This is a genomic window from Gordonia aurantiaca, assembly GCF_039939235.1.
Taxonomy (GTDB): domain Bacteria; phylum Actinomycetota; class Actinomycetes; order Mycobacteriales; family Mycobacteriaceae; genus Gordonia.
On record NZ_JBDUUF010000004.1, the window covers coordinates 93168 to 116875 of the forward strand.

22 protein-coding genes and 1 pseudogene are annotated in these 23708 nt (G+C 69.3%); 15 read left to right on the forward strand and 8 right to left on the reverse strand.

Features of this window, described 5'->3' with window-relative positions; genetic code table 11:
- The first annotated feature begins 4 nt into the window (after positions 1 to 4).
- Positions 5 to 565 (forward strand): GtrA family protein, encoded by a 561-nt coding sequence (locus ABFT43_RS09915; RefSeq protein ID WP_347960184.1) that lies wholly within the window; start codon positions 5 to 7, stop codon positions 563 to 565.
- Here ABFT43_RS09915 and ABFT43_RS09920 read toward each other — a convergent pair.
- The 3 genes from ABFT43_RS09920 to ABFT43_RS09930 are packed head-to-tail and all read right to left on the reverse strand — an operon-like array spanning position 537 to position 3291.
- Positions 537 to 2000 (reverse strand): sensor histidine kinase, encoded by a 1464-nt coding sequence (locus ABFT43_RS09920; protein ID WP_347960444.1) that lies wholly within the window; start codon positions 1998 to 2000, stop codon positions 537 to 539. The two genes, ABFT43_RS09915 and ABFT43_RS09920, sit on opposite strands and share 29 nt — an antisense overlap.
- Positions 2001 to 2023: 23 nt before the next feature.
- Positions 2024 to 2704 (reverse strand): response regulator transcription factor, encoded by a 681-nt coding sequence (locus ABFT43_RS09925; RefSeq protein WP_347960185.1) that lies wholly within the window; start codon positions 2702 to 2704, stop codon positions 2024 to 2026.
- Positions 2701 to 3291, reverse strand: coding sequence for a PH domain-containing protein (locus ABFT43_RS09930; protein ID WP_347960186.1), 591 nt, complete (start codon positions 3289 to 3291; stop codon positions 2701 to 2703). The genes ABFT43_RS09925 and ABFT43_RS09930 overlap by 4 nt, the downstream gene beginning before the upstream one ends.
- Before the next feature lie 112 nt (positions 3292 to 3403).
- On the opposite strand from ABFT43_RS09930, the gene ABFT43_RS09935 reads away from it, so the two are divergent.
- Positions 3404 to 4033, forward strand: coding sequence for a hypothetical protein (locus ABFT43_RS09935; protein WP_347960187.1), 630 nt, complete (start codon positions 3404 to 3406; stop codon positions 4031 to 4033).
- Between the two features lie 23 nt (positions 4034 to 4056).
- Here the strand turns inward: ABFT43_RS09935 and ABFT43_RS09940 are convergent, their stop codons facing one another.
- Entirely contained in the window at positions 4057 to 4848 is a 792-nt protein-coding gene (locus tag ABFT43_RS09940; protein ID WP_347960188.1) for a biotin--[acetyl-CoA-carboxylase] ligase, read from the reverse strand.
- A 156-nt stretch (positions 4849 to 5004) separates the two neighbouring features.
- Between ABFT43_RS09940 and ABFT43_RS09945 the strand changes: the two genes are divergently transcribed.
- Genes ABFT43_RS09945 through ABFT43_RS09955 form a run of 3 tightly spaced genes read left to right on the forward strand, consistent with a single transcriptional unit; the run spans position 5005 to position 7570 of the window.
- On the forward strand, positions 5005 to 6633 hold the full coding sequence (locus tag ABFT43_RS09945; RefSeq protein WP_347960189.1) for an acyl-CoA carboxylase subunit beta: 1629 nt from the start codon (positions 5005 to 5007) through the stop codon (positions 6631 to 6633).
- Positions 6634 to 6668: 35 nt separating this feature from the next.
- On the forward strand, positions 6669 to 6890 hold the full coding sequence (locus ABFT43_RS09950) for an acyl-CoA carboxylase subunit epsilon (protein WP_347960190.1): 222 nt from the start codon (positions 6669 to 6671) through the stop codon (positions 6888 to 6890).
- Between the two features lie 2 nt (positions 6891 to 6892).
- Positions 6893 to 7570 carry a Maf family protein gene (locus tag ABFT43_RS09955; RefSeq protein WP_347960191.1) on the forward strand — a complete coding sequence of 226 codons (678 nt, stop codon included), beginning with the start codon at positions 6893 to 6895 and terminating at the stop codon, positions 7568 to 7570.
- On the opposite strand, the gene ABFT43_RS09960 is transcribed toward ABFT43_RS09955, so the two are convergent.
- Entirely contained in the window at positions 7567 to 8292 is a 726-nt protein-coding gene (locus tag ABFT43_RS09960) for a neutral zinc metallopeptidase (protein WP_347960192.1), read from the reverse strand. The genes ABFT43_RS09955 and ABFT43_RS09960 overlap by 4 nt on opposite strands.
- A 538-nt stretch (positions 8293 to 8830) precedes the next feature.
- Between ABFT43_RS09960 and ABFT43_RS09965 the strand changes: the two genes are divergently transcribed.
- From ABFT43_RS09965 to ABFT43_RS09985, 5 genes are all read left to right on the forward strand, one after another.
- Positions 8831 to 9727, forward strand: coding sequence for a sulfurtransferase (locus ABFT43_RS09965; RefSeq protein WP_347960193.1), 897 nt, complete (start codon positions 8831 to 8833; stop codon positions 9725 to 9727).
- Positions 9728 to 9740: 13 nt separating this feature from the next.
- Positions 9741 to 10190 (forward strand): SufE family protein, encoded by a 450-nt coding sequence (locus ABFT43_RS09970; protein WP_347960194.1) that lies wholly within the window; start codon positions 9741 to 9743, stop codon positions 10188 to 10190.
- Entirely contained in the window at positions 10187 to 11728 is a 1542-nt protein-coding gene (locus ABFT43_RS09975; RefSeq protein ID WP_347960195.1) for a condensation domain-containing protein, read from the forward strand. Before ABFT43_RS09970 ends, ABFT43_RS09975 begins: the two co-directional genes overlap by 4 nt.
- A gap of 208 nt (positions 11729 to 11936) precedes the next feature.
- Positions 11937 to 13721, forward strand: coding sequence for an acetyl/propionyl/methylcrotonyl-CoA carboxylase subunit alpha (locus tag ABFT43_RS09980; RefSeq protein ID WP_347960196.1), 1785 nt, complete (start codon positions 11937 to 11939; stop codon positions 13719 to 13721).
- A gap of 116 nt (positions 13722 to 13837) precedes the next feature.
- Entirely contained in the window at positions 13838 to 14200 is a 363-nt protein-coding gene (locus ABFT43_RS09985) for a hypothetical protein (RefSeq protein ID WP_347960197.1), read from the forward strand.
- Positions 14201 to 14483: 283 nt separating this feature from the next.
- On the opposite strand, the gene ABFT43_RS09990 is transcribed toward ABFT43_RS09985, so the two are convergent.
- Positions 14484 to 15611: a nitronate monooxygenase gene (locus ABFT43_RS09990; protein WP_347960198.1), complete on the reverse strand. Its 1128-nt coding sequence runs from the start codon at positions 15609 to 15611 to the stop codon at positions 14484 to 14486.
- Positions 15612 to 16049: 438 nt separating this feature from the next.
- Here ABFT43_RS09990 and ABFT43_RS22690 point away from each other — a divergent pair.
- Together ABFT43_RS22690 and ABFT43_RS10000 are read left to right on the forward strand one after the other, a co-directional pair.
- A pseudogene (locus ABFT43_RS22690) lies at positions 16050 to 16244 on the forward strand (hypothetical protein); the annotation flags it as partial.
- A 622-nt stretch (positions 16245 to 16866) separates the two neighbouring features.
- A complete protein-coding gene (locus ABFT43_RS10000; protein WP_347960200.1) occupies positions 16867 to 17355 on the forward strand; it encodes a 5' nucleotidase, NT5C type in 489 nt (162 codons plus the stop codon).
- 74 nt (positions 17356 to 17429) lie between these two features.
- On the opposite strand, the gene ABFT43_RS10005 is transcribed toward ABFT43_RS10000, so the two are convergent.
- Positions 17430 to 18749 (reverse strand): NAD(P)/FAD-dependent oxidoreductase, encoded by a 1320-nt coding sequence (locus ABFT43_RS10005; protein WP_347960201.1) that lies wholly within the window; start codon positions 18747 to 18749, stop codon positions 17430 to 17432.
- A 110-nt stretch (positions 18750 to 18859) separates the two neighbouring features.
- Between ABFT43_RS10005 and ABFT43_RS10010 the strand changes: the two genes are divergently transcribed.
- Genes ABFT43_RS10010 through ABFT43_RS10020 form a run of 3 tightly spaced genes read left to right on the forward strand, consistent with a single transcriptional unit; the run spans position 18860 to position 22454 of the window.
- Positions 18860 to 19372 carry a 2Fe-2S iron-sulfur cluster-binding protein gene (locus ABFT43_RS10010; RefSeq protein WP_347960202.1) on the forward strand — a complete coding sequence of 171 codons (513 nt, stop codon included), beginning with the start codon at positions 18860 to 18862 and terminating at the stop codon, positions 19370 to 19372.
- Entirely contained in the window at positions 19369 to 20370 is a 1002-nt protein-coding gene (locus tag ABFT43_RS10015; RefSeq protein WP_347960203.1) for an FAD binding domain-containing protein, read from the forward strand. Before ABFT43_RS10010 ends, ABFT43_RS10015 begins: the two co-directional genes overlap by 4 nt.
- Positions 20367 to 22454 carry a xanthine dehydrogenase family protein molybdopterin-binding subunit gene (locus tag ABFT43_RS10020; protein ID WP_347960204.1) on the forward strand — a complete coding sequence of 696 codons (2088 nt, stop codon included), beginning with the start codon at positions 20367 to 20369 and terminating at the stop codon, positions 22452 to 22454. Before ABFT43_RS10015 ends, ABFT43_RS10020 begins: the two co-directional genes overlap by 4 nt.
- A 143-nt stretch (positions 22455 to 22597) precedes the next feature.
- Here ABFT43_RS10020 and ABFT43_RS10025 read toward each other — a convergent pair whose 3' ends face one another.
- Positions 22598 to 23371 (reverse strand): hypothetical protein, encoded by a 774-nt coding sequence (locus ABFT43_RS10025; protein WP_347960205.1) that lies wholly within the window; start codon positions 23369 to 23371, stop codon positions 22598 to 22600.
- Positions 23372 to 23708: the final 337 nt, after the last annotated feature.

A 23708-nucleotide genomic window follows, 5' to 3' on the forward strand; every position in this document is an offset into this window, starting at 1 on the left:
TCTTGTGCCATTGATCGACGAGTTGATCGCTCGCCTCCCAGCGCCGGTCCGACGTCTCGTCCTTCGGCACCACGAGCTCATCAAGTTCGCGATGGTCGGCGGCACGACGTTCGTCTTCGACCTCGCCATCTTCTACACGTTGAGCCTCACCGTTCTCGAGCCCAAGCCGGTGATCGCGAAGGTCATCGCAGGTGTGCTGGCGACGATCCTGAGCTACATCCTCAACCGCGAGTGGGCGTTCAAGAACCGCGGCGGCCGCGAGCGTCATCACGAGGCCCTGCTGTTCTTCCTCATCAGCGGCATCGGCGTCGTGCTCCAGGCGGCGCCGCTGTACATCGGCAACAACGTGTTCGACATGCGCTCCAACCTGAGCGTCTCCGAGGTCGTGGTCGTCGACTTCATCCTGGGCTACATCATCGGCAACCTGTTGCAGATGGCGTTCCGGTTCTGGGCGCTGCGCAAGTTCGCGTTCCCCGAGGAGTTGCTGCACGGCGCCGAGGCCGGCTCGACCGACCTGCACCCGAGCATGGCCGAACTCAACGATGAGGAACTCGGTCACGCCTGAGACCGTCCGGCCCGGGGGTGTCCGGTCCCGGGGTGGTCGAGCCGCCGGCAGATCCCGTGTCGGCCGCTCCGCTGTCGGCGTCGAGCGTTCCGGTGTCCGCGCCGGGGACCGGCAGGCCTGAGTTCTCCTCCGCGCCCTCGGCCGCGTCGTCGTACCCGCGGACGTACCGCGACGGCACGACGATGGCGAACACCGGCGGACGCCTCACGGTGAGTTCGAGTCGCCCGCCGTCGGCCTCGATGAGCGCCCGCGCCAACGACAGCCCGACGCCGCTGCGTCCCGCACCGCCGCGGCCGGCCGAGAATCCGCGCCGGAAGATGTGCGCCGAGATCTCGTCGGGCACGCCCTCCCCCTCGTCGGAGACGGTGATGCGCACCAGATCGCCGGACTGCAGCGTGGACACGTTGATCCGGCACGTCCCCCGGCCGTGCTGCAGCGCGTTGTCGACGAGGACGCTGACCGCCTCCCGCAGTCGCCCCGGCTGTGTGGTGAGCGCCTGCGGCGACCCGTCGAAGGAAACGGTCAGTTCGCGGCCCTGCGCCTCGTATGCCTGCCGGAAGTCCTCGACGAGGGTCGTCATCATCTCGCCGACGTCGACGATGTGCGGTTCGGACTCGTCGGCGCGCGATGCCTCGACGAGTTCGTCGAGTTCCGTGGCGAGACGGTCCACCTGGTCGAGGGCGGCCTCCGCCTCGGCCACGACGGCCGGATCGTCGTGCAGCGTCAGTTCCTCGAGTCGCAACTGGATGGCGGTCAGGCGGCTGCGCAGCTGATGGGAGGCGTCCCCGGCGATCTCGCGCTCCCGCTCCAGCCGGAGCGCTTGCGCGGTGTTGGCGTCGGCCAGTGCGCGTGACACGCGGTCGAGTTCGGCGATCCCGTACATCTTCCATTTGGTGCGGAAGTCGGCACGGGCCAGCGTCGCGGCGCGGTCGGCGAGATCGGTCAGCGGGTCGACGATGCGGCCGGCGCTCACCGCGGCCACCAGGGACCCGCCGAGGATCGACGCGACGACGACGAGCACCACGGTTCCGGCAGCGGTCACCTGGTCGTCGCGCACCTCGCTGCGCGGGATGGACAGCGAGATGGCGCCCGCGCCGCCGAGCCCGATCGACTCGGTGACCGCGGGCCCGTCGATCGGCTTCCCCACGATGGTGCGATGGACGACGCCCTGCCCGTCGGGATAGGTGACGACGAGGCGGCCGTTCGGCGGCAGGAGCAGCTCGAAGGACTCGCGGTCCACCGCGTCCGGGGTGAGGGTGCCGTCGGCGCCCTCCTGGCGGATGAGCTGGTCGGCGATGACCTTGAGCCGGTTGTCGAGTTCCTCGTGCGCGTTGTCCGACACCCACCACCAGGCGACGACGCTCAGCGGGATGCCCAGCAGGCACCCGACCGCGATCAGGACGGTGATCATGGTCGTGAGGAGCCGGCTGCGCATCGAACCCGTTCGCATCGGACCGCCTAGGGATCGAACCGGAATCCGACTCCGCGCACGGTGACGATGTGGCGGGGCCGGTGGTGGCGGTCGTCGCCGATCTTGCGGCGCAACCAGGAGATGTGCATGTCGAGGGTCTTCGACGACCGGAGGTCGGCGGAGCCCCAGACCTCGGTGAGGATCTCCTCGCGGGTGACGACCTCCCCCGCGCGTTCCATGAGGAAGCGCAGCAGGTCGAACTCGCGGTTGGCGAGGGTGAGGTCCTCCCCGTCGACCAGCACCCGCCGGGCGCGGGCGTCGAGCCGGATCGACCCGCCCTCGAGCACCACCTCGCCGTCGACCGGCTGCCGGCGGCGCAGCAGCGCGCGCACCCGGGCGAGGAGTTCCGCGAGCCGGAACGGTTTGCCCACGTAGTCGTCGGCGCCGGCGTCGAGTCCCACGACGAAGTCGACCTCGTCGGTGCGTGCGGTCAGCATCAGCACGGCCAGCGACGGCCGCTGGGCACGGACGCGGCGGCAGACCTCGAGGCCGTCGAGGTTCGGCAGCCCGAGGTCGAGGATGAGCAACTCGTACCGCGGATCGAGCGCCCTCTCCAGGGCGTCGGAGCCCGTCGCGACCACGTCACAGCCGTAGCCCTCACGGGAGAGTGCCCGCGCGAGCGGTTCGGCGATGGCGGCGTCGTCCTCGGCGAGCAGTACGTTCGTCACCGGTCGCGCGCCCCGCGGGTGTCGGGCCGGTCGGCGGGGACGTCACCGGCGTCCCCGAACCGGTCGTCCCCGAACCGGTCGTCGTCCTCGGCGTACATGTCGAGCACCTCGTGGTAGAGCAGCGCATGCACCTTCTCCACCTGCGGTATGTCGTCGAAGGACAGCGGTTCGTCGGAGGCGGACTCGATGACGAGGGTGCCGGTCCGCAGCATCCGGTCGATCAGGCCGTGACGGAACTCGACGGTGTTGATCCGGCGGATCGGGATGTCGATGCCGGATCTGGTGAGGATGCCGTTGCGGAACATCACCCGCCGGTCCGTGAGCACGAAGTGCGTGGTCTTCCACGACAGGAGCGGCCGGACGAAGTACCAGATGAAGCCGATCGCCCACAGCAACCCGACGACGATGCCGAGCACGGTCTTGGGCGTGTCACCGAGCGACGAGCCGACGATGACGCCGGCGAGCACACCCGCGGCGGCGGTGATGACCGCGAACAGCAGGAAAGGGCCCAGCAGGCACTTCCAGTGGGGGTGCCGGTGGAGGACGACCCGTTCGCCTGGCGCCAGGTTCTCCCGCGGGTATGCCATGCGGCTCAGCTTAATCGGCGGCGGCCCGCACCGGGCGACGCTGAGTAGACTGCGAGACAACCCGGCACCGATCGACCGCCGAGCACGTGGGGCGGTCGGCGAGGAGAGTGGAATGACCTACCAGGACCCGCGCGGCCCGCATCGGGATCCCGATCCCCGGACCGCCCGTTACGAGTCCGGTTACAACCCGGATTCACGTGCATACAGCCGGCAGGGCGACCCGCACGGCGGGTCGTACCAGGACCCGTACCCGGCCGACACCTACGGCGCGGCACCGTACCGCGCGGCGGACGGCGCCGGCGCCAGGGCGCGGAAGCGCACCGCACCGGACGTCAACCCGGTGACCTTCGCCGGCGGCGTGGTGATGACCGGTGTCGTCACCGGCCTGGCCGCATGGCTGGTCGCGTGGATCATCTCGGCATTCGTCGAGAAGGTGAACGAGTCCGGCAAGCTCGGCGTGTGGAATCCCGTCGCCAACAGCGAGATCTGGTTCGGCGTCGTCGGATTCCTCTGTGCGCTGGCCGCGGGCGCGCTCTGGTACGTGCTGCAGCTCATCACGCCGGCGCCCAACCAGTTCTATCGGTGGATCGTGGCGTTGCTGCTGATCGCGGCGGTGCTGATCCCGATCCTCACCTACCGGCAGGTGTCGGTGGGCATCGAAACCGCGATCGTGCACCTCGTGATCGGGCTGCCCCCGTTGACGATCATCCCCGCCATGGGCACCAAGAGCCTGCAGCGCTGAGCGCGCGACCGCGCCCGTCGGGGTCAGACCGGCCGCAGGTGGGTGACGTCGCCGGCCGCGGCGATCACCTGACGCCCGTCGACGTCGACGACGATCCGCCCCGACGCGTCGACGCCGGTCGCGGTGCCGACGACCTCGTCGTCACCGGGCAGCACCAGCCGCACCCGACGCCCGATGGTGTCGCTGTCCTCCCGGTAGCGCGCCGCGAGTCCCCTGACGTCGTGTGGCCAGAGGTCGAGCAGATCCGACAACGCCCGCAGGTACGACGCGGCGAGCTCGGTCAGCGGGATGTCCCGGCCGGTGGCCAGCTGCAGCGACGTCGCGGTCGGCACCGGGAGCTGATCGACCGTCATCGTGGTGTTCAGGCCGGTTCCGATGATCGCGATCCCACCCTCGCCCCGGGAGGTGTGCGGAGAGCGGGTGTATTCCGACAGGATGCCCGCGACCTTCTTGCCGTCCACCAGGACGTCGTTGGGCCACTTGAGGGCCGGACGCACGGCGAGGGCCTCGTCGATGCCCTGCACCGCGGCGAGTCCGGCGAGCAGTGACAGCCAGCCGAGGTACTCGGTGTGGTCGCCCACTTCGACGGCCGCCGACATCGCCAGCTGGGTGCCGCGCGGCGCGGTCCACGTCCGTGCGTGCCGTCCCCGTCCCGCGGTCTGGTCGGTGGTCACCCGGACCGTCCCGTCGACCGGCTCGACGGCCGCGCGGGCGACGAGATCCGCGTTGGTCGACCCCGTCGCGTCGACCACCTCGATCCGGCGCCACCGGGTTCCGGCGAGTCGGCTGGACAGCTCCTCGGCGTCAAGGGTCATGAGGGAGAACCTACTACCGGAGCGGATCGCCGCACCCGCCGCCACCTGCGAAAGCGCCTCTGACCAGCGCACCGACCGATCGCTCGGGAACCTGAGGGATATCTCACGTTGATCCGGTTGACGTGGCTCACACCCGGGTCGTTAGCATCGTTGGTCATGACCACAGCTTCACGCGACGACGCCGCCGCTCCTGACATCCACACGACTGCGGGGAAGCTCGCAGATCTGCGCAATCGTCTCGAGGAGACGAAGCACCCCGTGGGCGAGGCCGCCGTCGAGAAGGTGCACGCGAAGGGCAAGCTGACGGCCCGCGAGCGGATCACCCATCTGCTCGACGAGGGTTCGTTCGTCGAGCTCGACGCCCTCGCGCGGCACCGCAGCACCAACTTCGGTCTCGCCGAGCGTCGTCCCGTCGGAGACGGTGTGGTCACCGGCTACGGCACCATCGACGGCCGCGAGGTGTGCATCTTCTCGCAGGACTCCACCGTGTTCGGCGGCAGCCTCGGTGAGGTCTACGGCGAGAAGATCGTCAAGGTCATGGATCTCGCGGTGAAGACCGGTCGCCCGCTGATCGGCATCAACGACGGCGCCGGCGCCCGCATCCAGGAGGGCGTGGTCTCACTCGGCCTGTACGGCGAGATCTTCTACCGCAACGTCCGCGCCTCGGGTGTCATCCCGCAGATCTCGCTGATCATGGGCGCCGCGGCCGGCGGTCACGTGTACTCCCCCGCGCTCACCGACTTCATCGTCATGGTCGACCAGACCAGCCAGATGTTCATCACCGGCCCGGACGTCATCAAGACCGTCACCGGCGAAGAGGTGACCATGGAGGAGCTCGGCGGCGCGAACACGCACATGGCGAAGTCGGGCACCGCGAGCTACGTCGCCTCCGACGAGGAGGACGCGCTCGAATACGTCAAGGAGCTGCTCAGCTACCTGCCGAGCAACAACCGCGCCGAGCCGCCGCGACTGCCGGTCGCGCAGCCGGCCGCCGGTTCCATCGAGGACACCCTCACCGAGGAGGACCTCGAGCTGGACACGCTGATCCCGGACTCGCCGAACCAGCCGTACGACATGCACGAGGTCATCCGTCGCATCCTCGACGACGACGAGTTCCTCGAGATCCAGGCCGAGTACGCGACAAACATCATCGTCGGCTTCGGTCGCGTCGACGGCCGAAGCGTGGGCATCGTCGCCAACCAGCCGACCCAGTTCGCCGGCTGCCTCGACATCAACGCCTCGGAGAAGGCCGCGCGCTTCGTCCGCACCTGCGACGCGTTCAACATCCCGATCATCACCCTCGTGGACGTGCCCGGCTTCCTGCCCGGCACCGACCAGGAGTACAACGGCATCATCCGCCGCGGCGCCAAGCTGCTCTACGCCTACGGCGAGGCGACCGTCGGCAAGATCACCGTCATCACCCGCAAGGCCTACGGCGGCGCCTATGACGTCATGGGCTCCAAGCACATGGGCGCCGACGTCAACCTGGCCTGGCCGACCGCTCAGATCGCGGTCATGGGCGCCTCCGGCGCGGTCGGCTTCGTCTACCGCAGCCGCCTGAAGGAGGCCGCGGAGAAGGGCGAGGACGTCGACGCGCTGCGCCTCGAGCTCCAGCAGGAGTACGAGGACACCCTCGTCAACCCGTACATCGCCGCCGCCCGCGGGTACGTCGACGCGGTCATCCCGCCGAGCCACACCCGCGGACAGATCGCGACCGCGCTCAAGCTGCTCGACCGCAAGGTGGTCAACGTGCCGCCGAAGAAGCACGGGAACATCCCGCTGTGACCGTGGCGCCGAACGAGGCATCGAACGAGGGTTCTGTGAGCGAGAAGAGCGAGAACGACGCCAAGCCGTTCCTGGAGATCGTCAAGGGCAATCCGACCGACGAGGACATCGCCGTGCTGGTGACCGTCCTCGCCGGCGCGGCCGCCGGTGGCGGCCACCAGGAGGCCGGACCGCGTGACGACTGGGGTCGGCCGATCGACAAGCTGCGTCCCGCATTGTGGGGCCAGCCCACGAGCTTCACCAACCTGCGCTGGTGACGGTGAGCGACACGACATCGAAGATCGGGCCGGATGAGTCCGGCCCGATCTTCGTTCTCGGATCGGCCTCCCCGGCCCGGCTGCGCGTGCTGCGCGCGGCGGGAGTCGAACCGGTCGTACGGGTCTCGGAGGTCGACGAGGATGCGGTGCTCGCCGCCCTGCCTGCGGGCACGCCGGCGGACCGGGTCGTCGCCGAGCTCGCGCGCGCCAAGGCGGAATCCGTTGCCGCGCTCGAAGAGATCGCCACGGAGGCCACGGCGGGCCGGACCGTCGTGGTGATCGGCTGTGACTCGATGCTGTTGCTCGGCGATCGGCTGCTGGGCAAGCCGCACACCCCCGAGCGCGCGCTCGAGCAGTGGGCCGAGATGCGCGGTTCCCATGCCGACCTGCTGACCGGCCACCACCTCATCCGCCTCGGCGGCGACGAACCCGTCACCGCCGCCGGCACCAGCTCCACCCGAATCCACTTTGCCGGCGCCGACGACGACGTCATCTCGCGCTACGTCGACAGCGGCGAACCGCTCCTGGTCGCCGGCGCGTTCACCCTCGACGGACTCGGCGGCTGGCTCGTCGAGGGCATCGAGGGCGACCCGTCCTCGGTGATCGGGATCGGCCTGCCGCTGGTGCGCCGGCTGCTGAACGAGGTCGGCCTCTCGATCGGCGACTTCTGGCGCCACTAGCCCACGTCGTAGAACTCCGGCCAGTACCGCGTGAAGCAGTCCGTCGGCTGCCCCCGGCGGTTGAACTGCGGACCGGTCAACCCGATCGTCAACGCCCTCGCACGCTCGGCCGCCGAACCGTGACCCATCGCCCCGCCGGTGTCGCCGATGATCGGCAACAGCGTCGCCACCTGCAGGATCTCCTTGGCGCCCAGGGCATCCCGCTGGTACGCGGTGGTCGCCCAGTTCGCCGCGAGACAGTCGGCGACGAGTTCGCCGTTCTTGCCCTTCGGCAGCCCGGTGGCCGGGACGTCGAAGAGCTCGGCCATCCGGTAGACCACATTGTGCCCGTACTCGTGCGCGACGACGATCGCCGCGGTGAAGTCGCCCACAATCGGCGACGGCACCCCGAACACGTTGCCGTCCCAGATGGCCGCGAAGGCGTCGACCGGGAGCACGATGCTGCCCTCGGTCGGCCGGCCGTCACCGTTCGGCGCGCGGTCCACGCCGCAGAAGAAGGCGTTCGCCTCGTCGGACGGGATCCGGTCCGACGCCCCGTCCTCGTCGAGGCAGTCGGTGGCGAACGTGGTGCCCGAGGCGATGAGAACACGACCGGGCGCCGGGTCGCCCCACCCGAGTTCGCCGAACCACCCACCCCACGTGTCATCGAGGTCGTCGAGCAGCGTCGTCAGGTAGCGGGGCACCGCCTTGTCGACGTTGGAGTCGTCCACCCCGCTGGTCATCAGGCCCGACGCGGGCGTCGCGAGTTTCGGGCAGTCGTCGGGCCGACATCGCGTCGGGTCCGCGTCGGACGGGGGCGACGTCGGGATGCCTGAGCGCCTCGCGGAACCCGGTGTCGCACTCGACGTCGCCCCGGGCGAGTGCGACGGGCTCGGCGCGGACGCGGGGGGCGGCGCGTCGGAGGGGATGAACGAGCACGCGCCGGTCGCCCCCAGCACGGCCACAGCCGACAGGATCACCGCCCCGCGCGTCCACCGAACACTGCCGCAAGTGCGCGGTGAACGGTGCGACGAGATGACACCCCGGCGCCGCGCGCGCCGTCCACGTCCTGGGATCACCCGGCGAATCTAACAGGCGAACACCCCTGTGACCTGCGGTTTGTCATCCATCCGAAGCACAGGCGAGCAGCGGCCGGAAACGCGGAGCCGATCAGCACCCGGCGGGTCGGGCGGGCGATGCCCTACCCTTTGTATCCGGGACCGGGACCCGGTCCGCGCGTCAGCGCCGAGACGTCCGTACAGCAAGCTGGAGAATCAGACCGTGAGTGTTGAAACCGACCCGAACCCGGCCTTCGCCGACTACGCCCATCCCGAGCGGTTGGTGTCAACGCAGTGGCTGTCGGCTCATCTCGGTGCGAAGGGACTCAAGATCATCGAGTCCGACGAGGACGTGCTGCTCTACGACATCGGCCACATCCCGACCGCGCAGAAGATCGACTGGCACCTGCACCTCAACGATCCGGTCACCCGCGACTACATCAACGGCGAGCAGTTCGCAGAGCTCATGCGCAGCAAGGGGATCGAACGCGACGACACCATCGTCATCTACGGCGACAAGTCGAATTGGTGGGCCGCGTACGCACTCTGGGTGTTCACCCTGTTCGGTCACGAGGACGTGCGCCTGCTCGACGGCGGACGCGACGCCTGGATGGCCGAGGACCGCGAGACCTCGTTCGACGTGCCGGAGTACCCGCGGTCGGACTACCCCGTCGTCGAGCGTGACGACTCGCTGATCCGCGCCTTCAAGCCGCAGGTCCTCGAGGCGCTCGGCTCCGAGCCGTTGATCGACGTCCGGTCGCCGCAGGAGTACACCGGCGAGCGGACCCACATGCCGGACTACCCGGAGGAGGGCGCCCTGCGCGGCGGTCACATCCCCACCGCGATCTCGATCCCGTGGGCCAAGGCCGCCGCTCCGGACGGCCGGTTCCGTCCGCGCGCCGAGCTCGAGGAGATCTACGGCGGACTCGACAAGGACACCCCGACGATCGCCTACTGCCGCATCGGCGAGCGCTCGTCGCACACCTGGTTCGTGCTGACCCACCTGCTGGGCTTCACGAAGGTCCGCAACTACGACGGTTCGTGGACCGAGTGGGGCAACGCCGTGCGCGTTCCCATCGCGGTCGGCGAAGAGCCGGGTGCGGCACCCGGCGGCGAGTGATCCCGGATCGACGATGAGCTTGCCCCCAGCCCTGGCAGAGATCGTCGAAGACTTTGCAGCACTTGGTGATTCCGACAAGGTCACCTTGCTCTTGGAATTCGCCGCCGAACTCCCCGACCTGCCCGAGCACCTGCAGACCGAGGCGATGGAACCGGTACCGGAGTGCCAATCCCCGGTGTTCCTGTCCGTCGACGCCGCCGATCCGCAATCGGTACGCCTGTACTTCTCCGCCCCGCGCGAGGCACCCACCACGCGCGGGTTCGCGGCGATCCTGCACCAGGGTCTCGACACCGCCTCGGCACAGGAGATCCTCGGCGTCCCGTCCGACTTCTACTACGAACTCGGACTGGGCGCCGCGGTGAGCCCGCTGCGGTTGCGCGGGATGGCGGGCATGCTCGCCCGGATCAAGGGGCAGGTGCGCAACCAGATCGCCGACACCGGGTCAGGCCGACCCGGCACATGAAGTTCATCCAGATCCGCGACGAACCGATCGCGCCGGGCGGTCTGGTCGAGTGGACGCCGTACGTGCCCGGCGGCCTCGGCGCGTGGGAACTCGACTCCCGCCTGACGTCTCACAACCACGAGGAGCATCTGCGCTCGGCATTCGAGTACCGCGCGCGGACACAGCGCGAGGGCGGCCGGGAGGCCTGGCTGGGGCTGTCCATCGAGTTCGACGGGCCGTTGTCGATCCCGGCCATCCGCAAGGTGCTGACGCAGTGGATCGACCGCCACGAGGTGCTGCGCAGCCACGTCGTCATCAAGGGATCCGGCCTGCAACGACTGACGACGCCGCCGGGCACGGTCAGGCTCAAGATGGGTCGCATCGGCTGGTACCCGGAGTCCGGCCCGCTCGTCGAACAACTCGGCGGCGCCTTCGACCGTGCGACGGCGCCGCTGCACTGGCCCGCCTACCTGTTCGCGACCGTCGGCCGCGAGGACTCGTTCACGCTGCTGTTCGCCGCCGACCACTCGCTCGTGGACGGCTATTCGCTGATCATGGCGCAGCAGGAGCTCGTCACGCTCTACCGCGCCGCGCGTGAGCACCGGAATCCGGCTCTGCCCGAGGTCGGCAGCTACGTCGACTTCAGCGCGGAGGAACGCCGCCTGGCCGACCAGACCGGCGCCGATCATCCGGCGATCGCGATGTGGAAGGAGTTCTTGAGCGCGGGTGGCGGCGACATGCCGACATTGTTGCGTTCGTCACATTCGCGTACCGCCCGCAGCCGCGAGGACCAGGACTACGCCGACGAGACGACCATCCCGCAGGAGTCGCTGTGGGGCGTCGTCGCCGACGACGACACCGCCAACCGGTTCACCGCGGTGTGCTCGGAGGCCGGTGGCACCCTCACCGCCGGCATCCTGGCCGCGTTCGCGGTGGTCCACCATGCGATGACCGGCGACCCCGAATTCCGTTGCGTGCTGCCCAGGCACACCCGCAACGACACCCAGTGGCTGGCCGCGTTGGGCTGGTTCGTGGGCCTGGCGCCGTTCTGGATCGACATGTCCGACTCCCCCACCTTCGACCAGGCCGTCGCGCGGTCCACCGAGGTGCTCAAACGGGGCCGTCAGGGCGCCTCCCTGCCATTCGAGCGGGTCGCGCAGCTGATCGGTTACCAGGGCGCCCCGCGGTTCGTGATCTCGTTCATCGACACCCGTTACGCGCCGGGCGCGGGGGCGGCCGACGCCGGCCGCGCGAAGGTGATCCGCAGCCACAGCTACTCGCCGCACGAGGTCTACATCTGGATCAACCGCACCCCGTCGGGCCTGCGGTATTCGGCCCGCTTCCCGCGGGAGTCGCCGCTGCGGGCCTATGGCGTCGCCGAGTCGTCGACGGAGTTCCCCTGGTCGACGGTCCCCGAGGCCGATCCGTCGCGACCTCTCCCCGACGCCGACGCCGCCGATCTGAACCCGGACATCGGCCCCGTGCACGCCTACCTGCGCGCTTTCTCCTTACTGGTGCGTCAGTTAGGTGATGCGAGCGCGTTCTCGAAAGCGATGTGACCCACGGCTCCACCGAACGATTGCTCGGTGGGCTAGGGTATTGGCCGGAAGGTCGCGATGCTGGACTCCCGGCGTCGTCCATCGCCCGAGCCGTCCGCATCCCGGTCGAGGAGGGTGTACCCCCGACTTGATCGTTGTCCGACAATCGTGTCGCACGCGCCACCGCGCGTCGCGAGCACCTGAGTACGAGTAAGGCCCAGGAGAACAAGTGCCCAGTACCTCAATCAGCAAGGTCCTCATCGCCAATCGCGGCGAGATCGCTGTTCGCGTCATCCGCGCAGCCCGGGATGCGGGCATCGCGAGTGTCGCCGTGTACGCCGAGCCGGACGCGAACGCGCTGTTCGTGAAGCTCGCCGACGAGGCATTCGCGCTGGGCGGTCAGACCTCGGCCGAGTCGTACCTGGTGTTCGACAAGATCCTCGACGCCGCGAAGAAGTCCGGCGCCGACGCCATCCACCCCGGCTACGGTTTCCTGTCGGAGAATGCCGACTTCGCCCAGGCCGTCATCGACGCCGGGCTGATCTGGATCGGCCCGTCGCCGCAGTCCATCCGCGACCTCGGTGACAAGGTCACCGCGCGCCACATCGCGCTCAAGGCCAACGCCCCGATGGCCCCGGGCACCAAGGATCCGGTCAAGGACGCCGACGAGGTCGTCGCGTTCGCCAAGGAGCACGGCGTGCCCGTGGCCATCAAGGCCGCCTTCGGTGGCGGTGGCCGCGGCATGAAGGTCGCCTACACCATCGAGGAGATCCCGGAGCTGTTCGAGTCGGCCACCCGAGAGGCCGTCGCCGCCTTCGGCCGCGGCGAGTGCTTCGTCGAGCGCTACCTCGACAAGGCCCGCCACGTCGAGGCCCAGGTCCTCGCCGACCAGCACGGCAACGTCATCGTCGCCGGTACCCGCGACTGCTCGCTGCAGCGTCGCTTCCAGAAGCTCGTCGAGGAGGCCCCCGCGCCGTTCCTGACCGACGAGCAGCGCACCCGGATCCACGAGTCCGCCAAGGCCATCTGCCGCGAGGCCGGCTACTACGGCGCGGGCACCGTCGAGTTCCTGGTCGGCAACGACGGCCTGGTCTCCTTCCTCGAGGTCAACACCCGCCTGCAGGTGGAGCACCCGGTCACCGAGGAGACCGCAGGCATCGATCTCGTCCGCCAGCAGTTCCGCATCGCCAACGGCGAGAAGCTGGAGATCACCGAGGACCCGACCCCGCGCGGTCACGCCTTCGAGTTCCGCATCAACGGCGAGGACGCCGGCCGCAACTTCCTGCCGGCCCCCGGGCCCATCACCGTCTACCGCGAGCCGTCGGGCCCCGGTGTGCGCGTCGACTCCGGTGTCGTCGAGGGCGATGTCATCGGCGGCCAGTTCGACTCGATGCTCGCCAAGCTGATCGTGACCGGCGAGACCCGCCGGCAGGCCCTCGAGCGTGCCCGTCGCGCCCTGGCCGAGTTCCAGGTCGAGGGCCTGGCCACGGTCATCCCGTTCCACCGCCACATCGTGGAGAACCCCGCCTTCGTCGGCGACGGTGAGAAGTTCGACGTCTACACCAAGTGGATCGAGACCGATTGGGAGAACCCGATCGAGCCGTACACCGGTGGCGAGGCCATCGAGGAGGACGACTCCGCTCCGCGCCAGAAGGTCGTCGTCGAGGTCGGCGGACGCCGCGTCGAGGTGTCGCTGCCGGGCGATCTCGCCCTCGGCGGCGGCGGCGCGTCGGCCAACGGCGTCGTCCGCAAGAAGCCGAAGGCCCGCTCACGCAAGAAGGGTGGCGGCGCAGCCGTCTCCGGTGACGCCGTGGCCGCTCCGATGCAGGGCACCGTCGTGAAGGTCGCCGTGGAGGAGGGCCAGGAGGTCTCCGCGGGCGATCTGGTGGTCGTGCTCGAGGCCATGAAGATGGAGAACCCGGTCACCGCCCACAAGGACGGCGTGGTCACCGGCCTGTCCGTCGAGGCCGGCGCCGCGGTCACCCAGGGCACCGTGCTGCTGGAGATCAAGTAGTCCCCTGCGCCGCCTGAGGCGCGAGGAGCGAACGCTGCGAGCCACGAAGGCCGGTGTCCCGACGTCACCGGCCTTCGTGGCTCGCCTCGCTTCCCGCCATCCGACCCGAGGACATCGTGCAACCAGTCGAGATCAATGCCGGGACGTGGTACCTACGCGCGCTTCGAGCGGACGACCGGATCACCGACGTGCCGGCGTTGACCCATCTCGGGGTCGACTCCCCCGCCGGCTACGTGGCGGCGGCCGAGGGGGGCTGGGCATCGGAGACCCGCTTCGTGTGGGCGGTCTGCATCCCCACCACCGGCGAACTCGTCGCGCTCGTCGGCGTGACTCCCGCGGGCAGAGAAGGCCGACTCTGGGGCCGGGCCCGCGAGGGCTACGACGAGGCGCTCGACGCCGCGATCGGACCCGTGTCGAGGTTCGCCGAGGGCGCGCTGGGGTTGAACGTCGACGGCGAGTTCGCGCGCGGTGTTCGCTGACGGCCCCGCCGTCCGCCTCCGGTGCCCCTGAGCCTGTCCGTACGCGTCCTGTCCACCCCTCTGGTGGCCCGCGGAGGAGCGAGTCGGAAGACGCCTCCGCCAAGTGATGTCGCCCGCGACACCAGATGTCTGCGGCTTCGACGATGTCGCCCATACGGATCGACATCGATCAGCAGAATCGCGTCCTCGTCGCCGGGGCGGGCAAACGCCACAAGCGCGGGGAACGGCGATCGCTCACCGTTCCCCGCGCTCGGAATGACGTTGCGCGGCTTGTTATGTACGGCTAGGTCGTCGCGTTGGCGAACGACTCGAGATTGCTGGTGGCCTCGATGTACTCGCTCACCCAGCGCTCGATGACCGCGGAGGTCTTCTCGACCTTCTTGAACTGCCCGACCACCTGGCCGACCGGGTTGAAGGCGACGTCGATGCTCTCGTCGGGGTACTTGTGCGTCGCCGCGACCGCCATGCCGGACACCATGTACTGCAACGGCATTCCCAGCGGATCCGGATTGTTGGGGTCCTCCCACGCCTCGGTCCAGTCGTTGCGCAGCATGCGGCACGGCTTGCCGGTGAACGACCGGCTGCGCACGGTGTCGCGGCTCGACGCGTTGATGTAGGTCTGCTGCTGGACCGGGGTGTTCTCGGCCTCTTCGACCATCAGCCACTGCGACCCGCTCCACGCGCCCTGCGCGCCGAGCGCGAGCGCGGCCGCGATCTGCTCCCCGCTGCCGATGCCGCCGGCGGCCAGAACCGGCCGCGGCGCAACCTCTTTCACCACCTGCGGCCACAGCACGATCGAGCCGACCTCGCCGCAGTGGCCGCCGCCCTCGCCGCCCTGGGCGATGATGATGTCGACACCGGCGTCGGCGTGCTTGCGGGCCTGCTTGGGCGATCCACACAGTGCCGCGACCTTGCGGCCGGTGGCCTGGATCTTCTCGATCATGTCCTTCGGCGGCGTGCCGAGCGCGTTGGCGATCAGCGTGACCTTGGGATGCTGCAGCGCGATCTCGACCTGCGGGGTCGCGGTCGCCTCGGTCCAGCCGAGCAGCTGCAGCGAGTTGTCGTCCTCCTCGTTGAGCGGGACGCCGTGGTCGACGAGCAGCTTGCGACCGAACTCCAGCGTCTCCTGGGGAACCATCGACTGGAGCATCTTGGTGAGCTCCTCGGCCGACATGTTCGCGTCCATGCCCTCGTACTTGTTCGGGATGACGATGTCGACGCCGTACGGGCGATCGCCGATGTGCTCGTCGATCCAGTTCAGCTCGATCTCGAGTTGCTCGGGAGTGAATCCGACCGCGCCGAGCACGCCGTAGCCGCCGGCCTTGCTCACCGCGACGACCACGTCGCGGCAGTGCGTGAACGCGAAGATCGGGAACTCGATGCCGAGCTCGTCGCAGATCGGGGTGTGCATACAGACTCCTCGCCGGTCAGAATTAGAACGTGTTCTAATCTGGATACCAGGTCGCACAGGCACGGACAACCATTTCGCCGAACGCTCTGTGAATTCGTCACCAGACTTGTCGGACCCCTGCCCTATCCTGCAGTTGTCAGGTGGTCCTCCCGGTTCCGGTGAGGCGCCTCCCGCCTCGCCTCGGGGCAGCGCAGTTCCGCCCCGCTCGGGGCACCCCACAGTTCCGCCCCGTCCTCGGGGCACTCAGAGCCGGCCCGTGTGCCGCGCCGGGTCCACCCGGTGCCGGGATGCCGGCTCGGAAAGGGGAACGTCATGTCCGACACCCACTTCGATCACCCGTCCGTCGACGGCCCCGGCCTCGACAGCGCGGTCGAGAACGCCTGGCGCGAGTTCGAGGCCCGGCTCGCGCGGCGGCTGGCGACGCTCGGGGACTGCCAGATGGTCTTCATCACGCCGTCCGCCGAGATCGCGAACGACCGGCGGTTCGCGATCCGCGCAGGACGGCCGGGCGGAGTCCGGGTCACCGTCGCCTGCCCGGTCGACGATCCGCGGCGACTCGTCGAACTCGGCTGGAGATCCACCGCGGACGGCCGACTCATCCGCGAGGAGCCGCCGAGCCGGGCCGGCGTGATCGCCGGACTCGTCGAGCGGACACTGCGCGAGCACTGGTCGATGCCCGCGCCGGCGTTCCTCGCCGACACTGGCCGTCCGCACCCGGATTGGTGCCCGATCGTCGCCGCCGAGGAGATGGGACCCGATGCCGTACGCGACCTGGTGAAGCACGACATCGAGACCTGGTTCGGCGGGCACCTCCCGCTCCGCGCCGACGGCACCCTGCAGCTGCCGACCGGACCGGTCGAGGCGTCCATCGGCGTCAGCCGCGAGGAGCCGCGGATCGACGTCTTCGCTCGGGTCGCGACCGACATGCACCCGCGCTTCGCCGACACCGTGGTCGCCGATGTCGCGACCAGGCATCCCGGCGTCGAACTCGTTCTCGACGGCGCCGACCTGTTCGCCGTCCGGTCGATCAGCGCGTCGCCTACCACCGCGAACGCCTGTTCATCGGTCTCCACGACTGGTTCTCCTTCGTCGACACGGCCCTGCCCACAGCGCTTCGACCACTGCGCGACAGACGCACCGCTGCACGGCGAATCCCCTCGCGCGGCGCACGACTCGTCAACCGCGTGCCGTCCTTGCGGCCGCCGGCAAGCGCATATTGAGACCCCCAACGTCAGACCCGACAGGAAAGGCGACGATGACCGACAACGTTCACAGCCAACCGCGCAAGAAGATCCTCTACGTCGACATGGACAACACCCTGGTCGACTTCCGCTCCGGCATCGACAAGCTCAGCGAGGCCGAACGCAAGCGCTTCGACGGCAGCCTCGACGAGGTGCCCGGCATCTTCTCTCTCATGGACCCGATGCCCGGCGCGATCGCGGCCTACCGCGAACTGGCAACGCTCTTCGACACCTACATCCTCTCGACCGCGCCGTGGGACAACCCGATGGCGTGGACCGAGAAACTGCTCTGGGTCAAGATGCACTTCGGTCGCGACGCGAGTTCACCGGCCTACAAGCGGGTGATCCTGTCGCACCACAAGAACCTCAACCACGGCGACTTCATCATCGACGACCGGACCGCGCGCGGGGTCGACGCCTTCGTGGGCGAGCACATCCACTTCGGTCAGGCGCCCTTCGAGGACTGGGAGAAGGTCCTGGAGTACCTGCGCGGCAAGGCCTGAGCGCCGGTACATCCCGGGACGAGGGCCGCGGATGGGCCGCAGTGTGCCGTATCCGCGGCGATGGCTGGTCGCGTCTACCTCTCCCAGTGTCCGTAGGGCGTACGCGCGGTCTCGGTGTCGCCGTAGATGATCGCGCGCTCACGTCGTGAGCCCGTCAGCAGCGTGGCGCTCCAGTTCATCACGGTGCCCATCCGGTTGCGGGCGCCGGCCAGGAACGCGATGTGGATCACGCCCCACGCCAGCCATCCCGGGAGGCCCCGCATGTGGAGCCGGCCGGACTGCACGATGGCGTGACGCCGCGCGATGTAGGCGGCGGTGCCGAGGTCCCGGTACTTGAACGGCGCCCTGTTCGCCTTCCCCGCAACCTCATCGGCGATCACGCGACCCGCGTGATGCCCGCTCTGCATGGCAACCTCCGCGACACCGGGCAGATTGTCGTAGGCCATCATGTCCCCGCACACGAAGACCTCCGGGTGCCCGGGCACGGACATGTCGTCGGTGACGGGGATGCGGCCCGACCGGTCCTGCTCGACGCCGAGCGCCTGCGCCAGGGTGGCCGCGAACGGCACCGCCTCGACGCCGGTCGTCCACAACGTGGTGCGTGCCGGGTAGATCTCCTTGTGCTTGTCGGATTTCCGCGTCGTCTCGACGAAGTCGTCACCGACGCCGGTCACGTGCACGCCGAGGACCGTCTCCACCCCGAGCTTGTCGAGGGCCTTCTGCGCACTCGACGACAGATGCTCGTCGAACGACGGCAGCACCCGGTCCCCGCCGTGCAGGAGCAGCACCCGCGCCCGCGACGGGTCGATGGAGTCGTACTCGCGTTCCAGCGCCCGGGTGGCCAGCTCCCGGATCTGACCGGCCAGTTCGACCCCGGTCGGCCCGCCGCCGGCCACGGCGAAGGTCAGCCACGCCGATTGTTCCTCCGGGTCGTCGATCGTCTCGGCCATCTCGAAGGCGGTCATGATCTTGCGCCGGATGACATGGGCGTCGTCGAGGGTCTTCATGCCCGGTGCGAACCTGGCGAACCGGTCGTTGCCGCGGTAAGCGGTGCGCATGCCCGCGCCCACGACGAGATAGTCGTACGGCACCCGGAACCTCGACAGGTCCAGCCGGTCGACGACGACCTCCCGCGCATCGACGTCGATGTCTGCCGCCTCGCCGAGCACCACGTCGAGGTTGCGGTGGCGTCGTGTCAGATGCCGGATCGGCGACGAGATCGCGCCCTCCGACAGCAGGCCCGTGGCGCACTGATACAACAACGGCTGGAAGACATGACTCGTGCTGCGGTCGATCAGCGTGACGTCGACCTGCGCCTTCTTGAGCCTTCGGGCGCAGTGGATGCCGGCGAATCCTGCACCGATGATGACGACTCTGGGTCTCGCGTGGGCCATGCGCAGATTGTTACAGACAGGTGGGTGGGGCCGCCGGACATCGCGCCCCGATTCGACGCCGTGGCCGACCGCGTGGTTTGGACGGGGGCATGCCGGGTACCCGCGCGAACGTGGAAGCCACGGTTTCGCTCTCCGTCGACGGCGTACAACGCGACGTCACGGTCGACACACGCACCACCCTGCTGGACTGCCTGCGCGACCGGCTCGGCGTCTTCTCCCCGAAGAAGGGCTGCGATCACGGTCAGTGCGGCTCGTGCACCGTGCTCGTCGACGGCCGGCGGATCGTCAGCTGCCTGTCGTTCGCGGTCATGTACGACGGCGCCACGATCATGACCGCCGACGGACTCGTCGCCGGCGGTCTTCACCCGGTTCAAGAGGCGTTCATCGACGCCGATGCCTTCCAGTGCGGTTACTGCACGCCTGGTCAGGTCTGTTCGGTCGTCGGCATGATCGACGAGGCGAAGGGCGGCCACCCCAGCCACGCCACCGAGGACCTGGACCCCGACGCGTCCGCCGAGCCTCTGACGGACGACGAGATCCGGGAGCGGATGAGCGGCAACCTGTGCCGCTGCGCCGCGTATCCGAACATCCTGGCCGCGATCCGACAGGTGGTCGGCGGATGAGACCGTTCGCCTACGAACGCGCCACCGACGTCGCCGGGGCCGTCGCCTTCCTCGCCGACCATCCGGGCGCCCGGCCGATCGCGGGCGGCACCAACCTGGTCGACCACATGAAACTCGGCGTCGCCGATCCTTCGGCGCTCGTGGACATCTCGCACCTCGACCTGGATCAGATCTCCGAGAACCCCGACGGCTCCCTGCGTCTCGGCGCCACCGCCCGCAACGCCGACACCGCCGCCCATCCTCTCGTCCGCCGCCGCCATCCGATGCTCGCCCGCGCCCTGCTGTCCGGCGCGTCACCCCAGTTGCGCAACCTGGCGACCAACGGCGGAAACCTGCTGCAACGCACGCGGTGTGTCTACTTCCAGGACGTGACGACGCCCTGCAACAAGCGCGAACCCGGCACCGGCTGTTCGGCTCTCGGCGGGCACACGCGTCAACACGCCATTCTCGGCGCCTCCGACGACTGCGTCGCCACCCACCCGTCGGACATGGCCGTCGCGCTCGCCGCACTCGACGCGCGGGTCGTGGTCCACGGCCCCGACGGCGAGCGCCGGCTCGACCTGCGCGCGCTGTACCGGCTTCCGGGCGCACATCCCGACCGTGACACAGTCCTCGAACCGACCGACGTGATCGTCGCCATCGAGGTGCCCCCGCCACGCCCGGATTCGGCGTCGACGTACCGCAAGGTCCGCGACCGCGCGTCGTACGCGTTCGCCCTCGTGTCGGTCGCCGCAGAGGTCAGCACCGACGACGGCGAGGCGATTCGCGACGCCCGCATCGCCTTCGGGGGTGTCGCACACAAGCCGTGGCGGGCCGAACGAGCCGAGGCCGTCCTGCGCGGCAACCGCCCGTCGGCCGAGCTGTTCGCCGCCGCCGCTGACGCGGAACTCGCCGACGCGCGTCCCCTGGACGGCAACGCCTTCAAGATCCCGTTGCTGCGGCGCACCCTCGCGTCGGTGCTGAGGGACCTCTGCCAGACCGCGGAGCGGTCGAGATGAGCACGATCGGCACCTCCAGTCCCCGAATCGACGGCGCCCACAAGATCCGCGGCACCGCCCCGTACGCGTTCGAGCATGTCTCCGACGCCCTGTACCTGTGGCCGATCACCGCGACGGCGGCCCGCGGCCGGGTCACATCCGTCGACTCCGCCGTCGCCGTCGCCACCGATGGCGTCGAACTGGTCCTCACGGTGTTCGACGCGCCGCGCCTGGCCGACACCTCGGACGGAGATCTCACCATCCTCCAGTCCCCCGAGATCTCCTATCGCGGTCAGCTGATCGGCGCCGTGGTCGCCCGGACTCCCGAGATCGCCCGGGAGGCAGCGGCATCGGTGCTCGTCGAACATCTCGCCGAGGACCACGACACCGTCTTCCGCGTCGACCACCCCGATGCCCATCGCCCGCAGAAGGTCAACGGCGGATTCGAGACCACCTCTCGGACAGGCGAACCCGACCGTATCCTCGACGACCCGCCGGCGGACACCGTCGTCGTCGACGAGTGGTATTCGACTCCCGAAGAACACAACAACCCCATGGAACCGCACACCGTCGTCGCGATCTGGGCACCGGCGGAGCAGGTCCTCACCCTGTACGACTCCACCCAGTCGACGCAGGGCGTGGTGTCGTCTCTGGCACCGGTCCTCGGACTCGAACCCGAGCAGATGCGCGTCATCGCACCGCATGTCGGGGGTGGTTTCGGCTCCAAGGGATCACCGCACTCCCACGACGTCCTCGCCGCGATGGCCGCCATGCGACTGCCCGGGCGGGCCGTCAAGTTCGCGGTGCCGCGGCAGCACATGTTCGCCTACGTCGGCCATCGCGCATCGACTCGCTCGCGTGTCCGCCTCGCCGCCGGACTCGACGGCCGAATCTCCGCGCTCGTCCACGAGGCGTGGGTCCACAGCGCACGGGCCAAGGAGTTCGCCGAGCAGGCGGCCGTCTCGTCGCGGATGATGTACACCGCCGACCACCGCCGCACCGACCACCACGTGGTCCCGCTCGACGTGCCCCCTCCGTTCTGGATGCGGGCCCCGGGCGAGGCGCCCGGCATGTTCGCGGGCGAGGTGGCGATGGACGAACTCGCCGAGCGGCTGGGCATGGACCCGATCGAACTGCGGGTCCGCAACGAGCCGGCCGACGACCCGGAGTCCGGCAAGCCGTGGTCGTCGCGGCGTCTCGTCGACTGTCTCCGTCTCGGAGCAGACAGGTTCGGCTGGGATCGGCGCCCTGCGCCCTCGGCCCATCGGGACGGACGATGGCTGGTCGGGTACGGCGTCGCGTCGTCGACCTACCCGCACATGGTGAACCCGGGTAACGAGGCGGCGATCTCCCACCGCAGCGGACGCTTCTCGGTCAGGATCGCGGCCACCGACATCGGAACCGGCGCCTGGACCGCGCTCACTCTGATCGCGGCCGACGCGCTCGGTGTCGCCGCGGATCGGATCGACCTGCAGATCGGCGACAGCGTGCTTCCGAAGGCCACCGTCGCGGGCGGATCGTCGGGCACGTCGTCGTGGGGTTCGGCGATCGTGTCGGCGGCCCGGCGATTCCGCGAGCGGTACGGCGAGAACCCACCTGAGGCGGCGGAGGTCACGGCCACTACGGAGCAGAACCCCGACACCGAGAGGTTTCGGATCTCCTCGTTCGGTGCGCACTTCGTCGAGGCGCACGTCGACGCCGACACCGGCGAGATCCGTATCCCGCGCATGCTCGGCGTGTTCTCGATAGGACGCGCCATCAACCCGCGGACCGTGCGGTCACAGCTGATCGGCGGCATGACCTTCGGCATCTCGATGGCCCTGCACGAGGAGAGCGTCCGGGACCCGCGGTTCGGTCACGTCGTCACACAGGACCTCGCCGAATATCACATACCGGTGCACGCCGACATCGCCGACGTGGACGCCGTCTGGCTCGACGACGCGGACGAGCATGCGACTCCGATGGGTTCGCGCGGCGCAGGCGAGATCGGGATCGTCGGCAGCGCCGCCGCGGTGGTCAACGCGGTTCACGACGCGACCGGTGTGCGGGTCCGCGATCTCCCGGTCCGTCTCGACGACCTTCTGGACGGTCTGCCCGACCGGTAGCGCCGGCGCTCTTCGCCCCGTGCGAGGTCCGTGCCCAGCTCGAGCGTTGACATGTTGCCCGGCGTCAGGCCCTCGTGGCCGACAGGCCCGCTCGGTGGACGGAGACCTGTCGGCGGATGCCCGCCTGGATGATCGACGGACCCTCAGACCGCTCCAGGGTATGCCGACCAGCCCGGCACCGACGGCGCCGTCGGCCACGGTTGGTCGCCCTCGGCGGGCAGCCACCGCGGCAGGGCCGCCGGAGTCGTTGCGTCGCACGCCTTCTGATCCGCGGTCGGCGTCGGGTAGAGCGCGGCGAAATCGTAGCGCGAGGTGTACCAGCCGCCGAACACATCGGTGCCCGGAGTACGTTCCCCACCTCGGGGGGCGGCATTCGGTTCATCGCCGACCCTCCGGATGTCGATCTCCACCGGCCGGGGTGTGTCGAACCCGATGGCCCATCGCCCGGCGTGCTGTACCGACCGATACCCATGGCGGCACAGGATGATCCGCGTCCTGTCGACGTCGTCGACCCGGCGCAGCCCGGTGTAGAACGCGGTGCCGACCTGACGTCGGTCCGGCGTCACCTCCGTCGGGTATGCCGTGATCATCTGATCGATGTTCGACGGTGACGCCTCGACGAATCCCGGGTACCCCCAGACCGGAGATGCGCCCGCGGTGGCGAGTTCGAAGGATTCCACCCAGGCGCGGACGAACGTCCCCTCCGAGGACTGCGGGTCCAGGACCGGCGTCGACGGCCACCGGAAGGTGATGTCGAGGCCGGGTGGCATGTGTTCGTCCTGCACCGGGTGCGCCGAGTGGCGGGTGCCCGGGTCGGACGATCCGACGAGCACCGTCAGCCCCAGCCCGCCGACGACCGCAGCGGCCACCACTGCCGCCACCACCACGAGGAGTCGACGGCGGTGCGCTCGCGTCATGCTGATCACCTTCTTCGGTGACGGGGCCTTCGGATGACCACATTTCTCGTGCTCACCCGATTCTTTTCTGCACCCTATTCATCGTCGTGCGACAGATATGCCTTCTACAGGCAGCGGATCGGCGACGAGAAGGTCTCGAATCGGCAAAGGCGACGGGAACGCGGACAGATTTCTCGTCGAACGACGCCGCAATTCCCTGACCCGAGTCCCCGGGCACCGGAAGGCACCGGAGGGAACCGACGAGCGGGAATACGGATGTTCGCGACGAAACGGAACGGCCGCACAGCTCCTGATCAGGCCTCCGAGATCTTGTGGATGAGCTCTGCGGGGCTCCTGG

What these genes read in the sequence shown, in the direction of transcription:
- ABFT43_RS09920 (WP_347960444.1), bottom strand. Translation starts at nt 2,000, where the DNA reads ATGCGCAGCCGGCTCCTCACGACCATGATCACCGTCCTGATCGCGGTC.
- ABFT43_RS09930 (WP_347960186.1), bottom strand. Translation starts at nt 3,291, where the DNA reads ATGGCATACCCGCGGGAGAACCTGGCGCCAGGCGAACGGGTCGTCCTC.
- ABFT43_RS09935 (WP_347960187.1), top strand. Translation starts at nt 3,404, where the DNA reads ATGACCTACCAGGACCCGCGCGGCCCGCATCGGGATCCCGATCCCCGG.
- ABFT43_RS09940 (WP_347960188.1), bottom strand. Translation starts at nt 4,848, where the DNA reads ATGACCCTTGACGCCGAGGAGCTGTCCAGCCGACTCGCCGGAACCCGG.
- ABFT43_RS09945 (WP_347960189.1), top strand. Translation starts at nt 5,005, where the DNA reads ATGACCACAGCTTCACGCGACGACGCCGCCGCTCCTGACATCCACACG.
- ABFT43_RS09960 (WP_347960192.1), bottom strand. Translation starts at nt 8,292, where the DNA reads ATGACCAGCGGGGTGGACGACTCCAACGTCGACAAGGCGGTGCCCCGC.
- ABFT43_RS09970 (WP_347960194.1), top strand. Translation starts at nt 9,741, where the DNA reads ATGAGCTTGCCCCCAGCCCTGGCAGAGATCGTCGAAGACTTTGCAGCA.
- ABFT43_RS09975 (WP_347960195.1), top strand. Translation starts at nt 10,187, where the DNA reads ATGAAGTTCATCCAGATCCGCGACGAACCGATCGCGCCGGGCGGTCTG.
- ABFT43_RS09990 (WP_347960198.1), bottom strand. Translation starts at nt 15,611, where the DNA reads ATGCACACCCCGATCTGCGACGAGCTCGGCATCGAGTTCCCGATCTTC.
- ABFT43_RS10000 (WP_347960200.1), top strand. Translation starts at nt 16,867, where the DNA reads ATGACCGACAACGTTCACAGCCAACCGCGCAAGAAGATCCTCTACGTC.
- ABFT43_RS10005 (WP_347960201.1), bottom strand. Translation starts at nt 18,749, where the DNA reads ATGGCCCACGCGAGACCCAGAGTCGTCATCATCGGTGCAGGATTCGCC.
- ABFT43_RS10015 (WP_347960203.1), top strand. Translation starts at nt 19,369, where the DNA reads ATGAGACCGTTCGCCTACGAACGCGCCACCGACGTCGCCGGGGCCGTC.
- ABFT43_RS10020 (WP_347960204.1), top strand. Translation starts at nt 20,367, where the DNA reads ATGAGCACGATCGGCACCTCCAGTCCCCGAATCGACGGCGCCCACAAG.
- ABFT43_RS10025 (WP_347960205.1), bottom strand. Translation starts at nt 23,371, where the DNA reads ATGACGCGAGCGCACCGCCGTCGACTCCTCGTGGTGGTGGCGGCAGTG.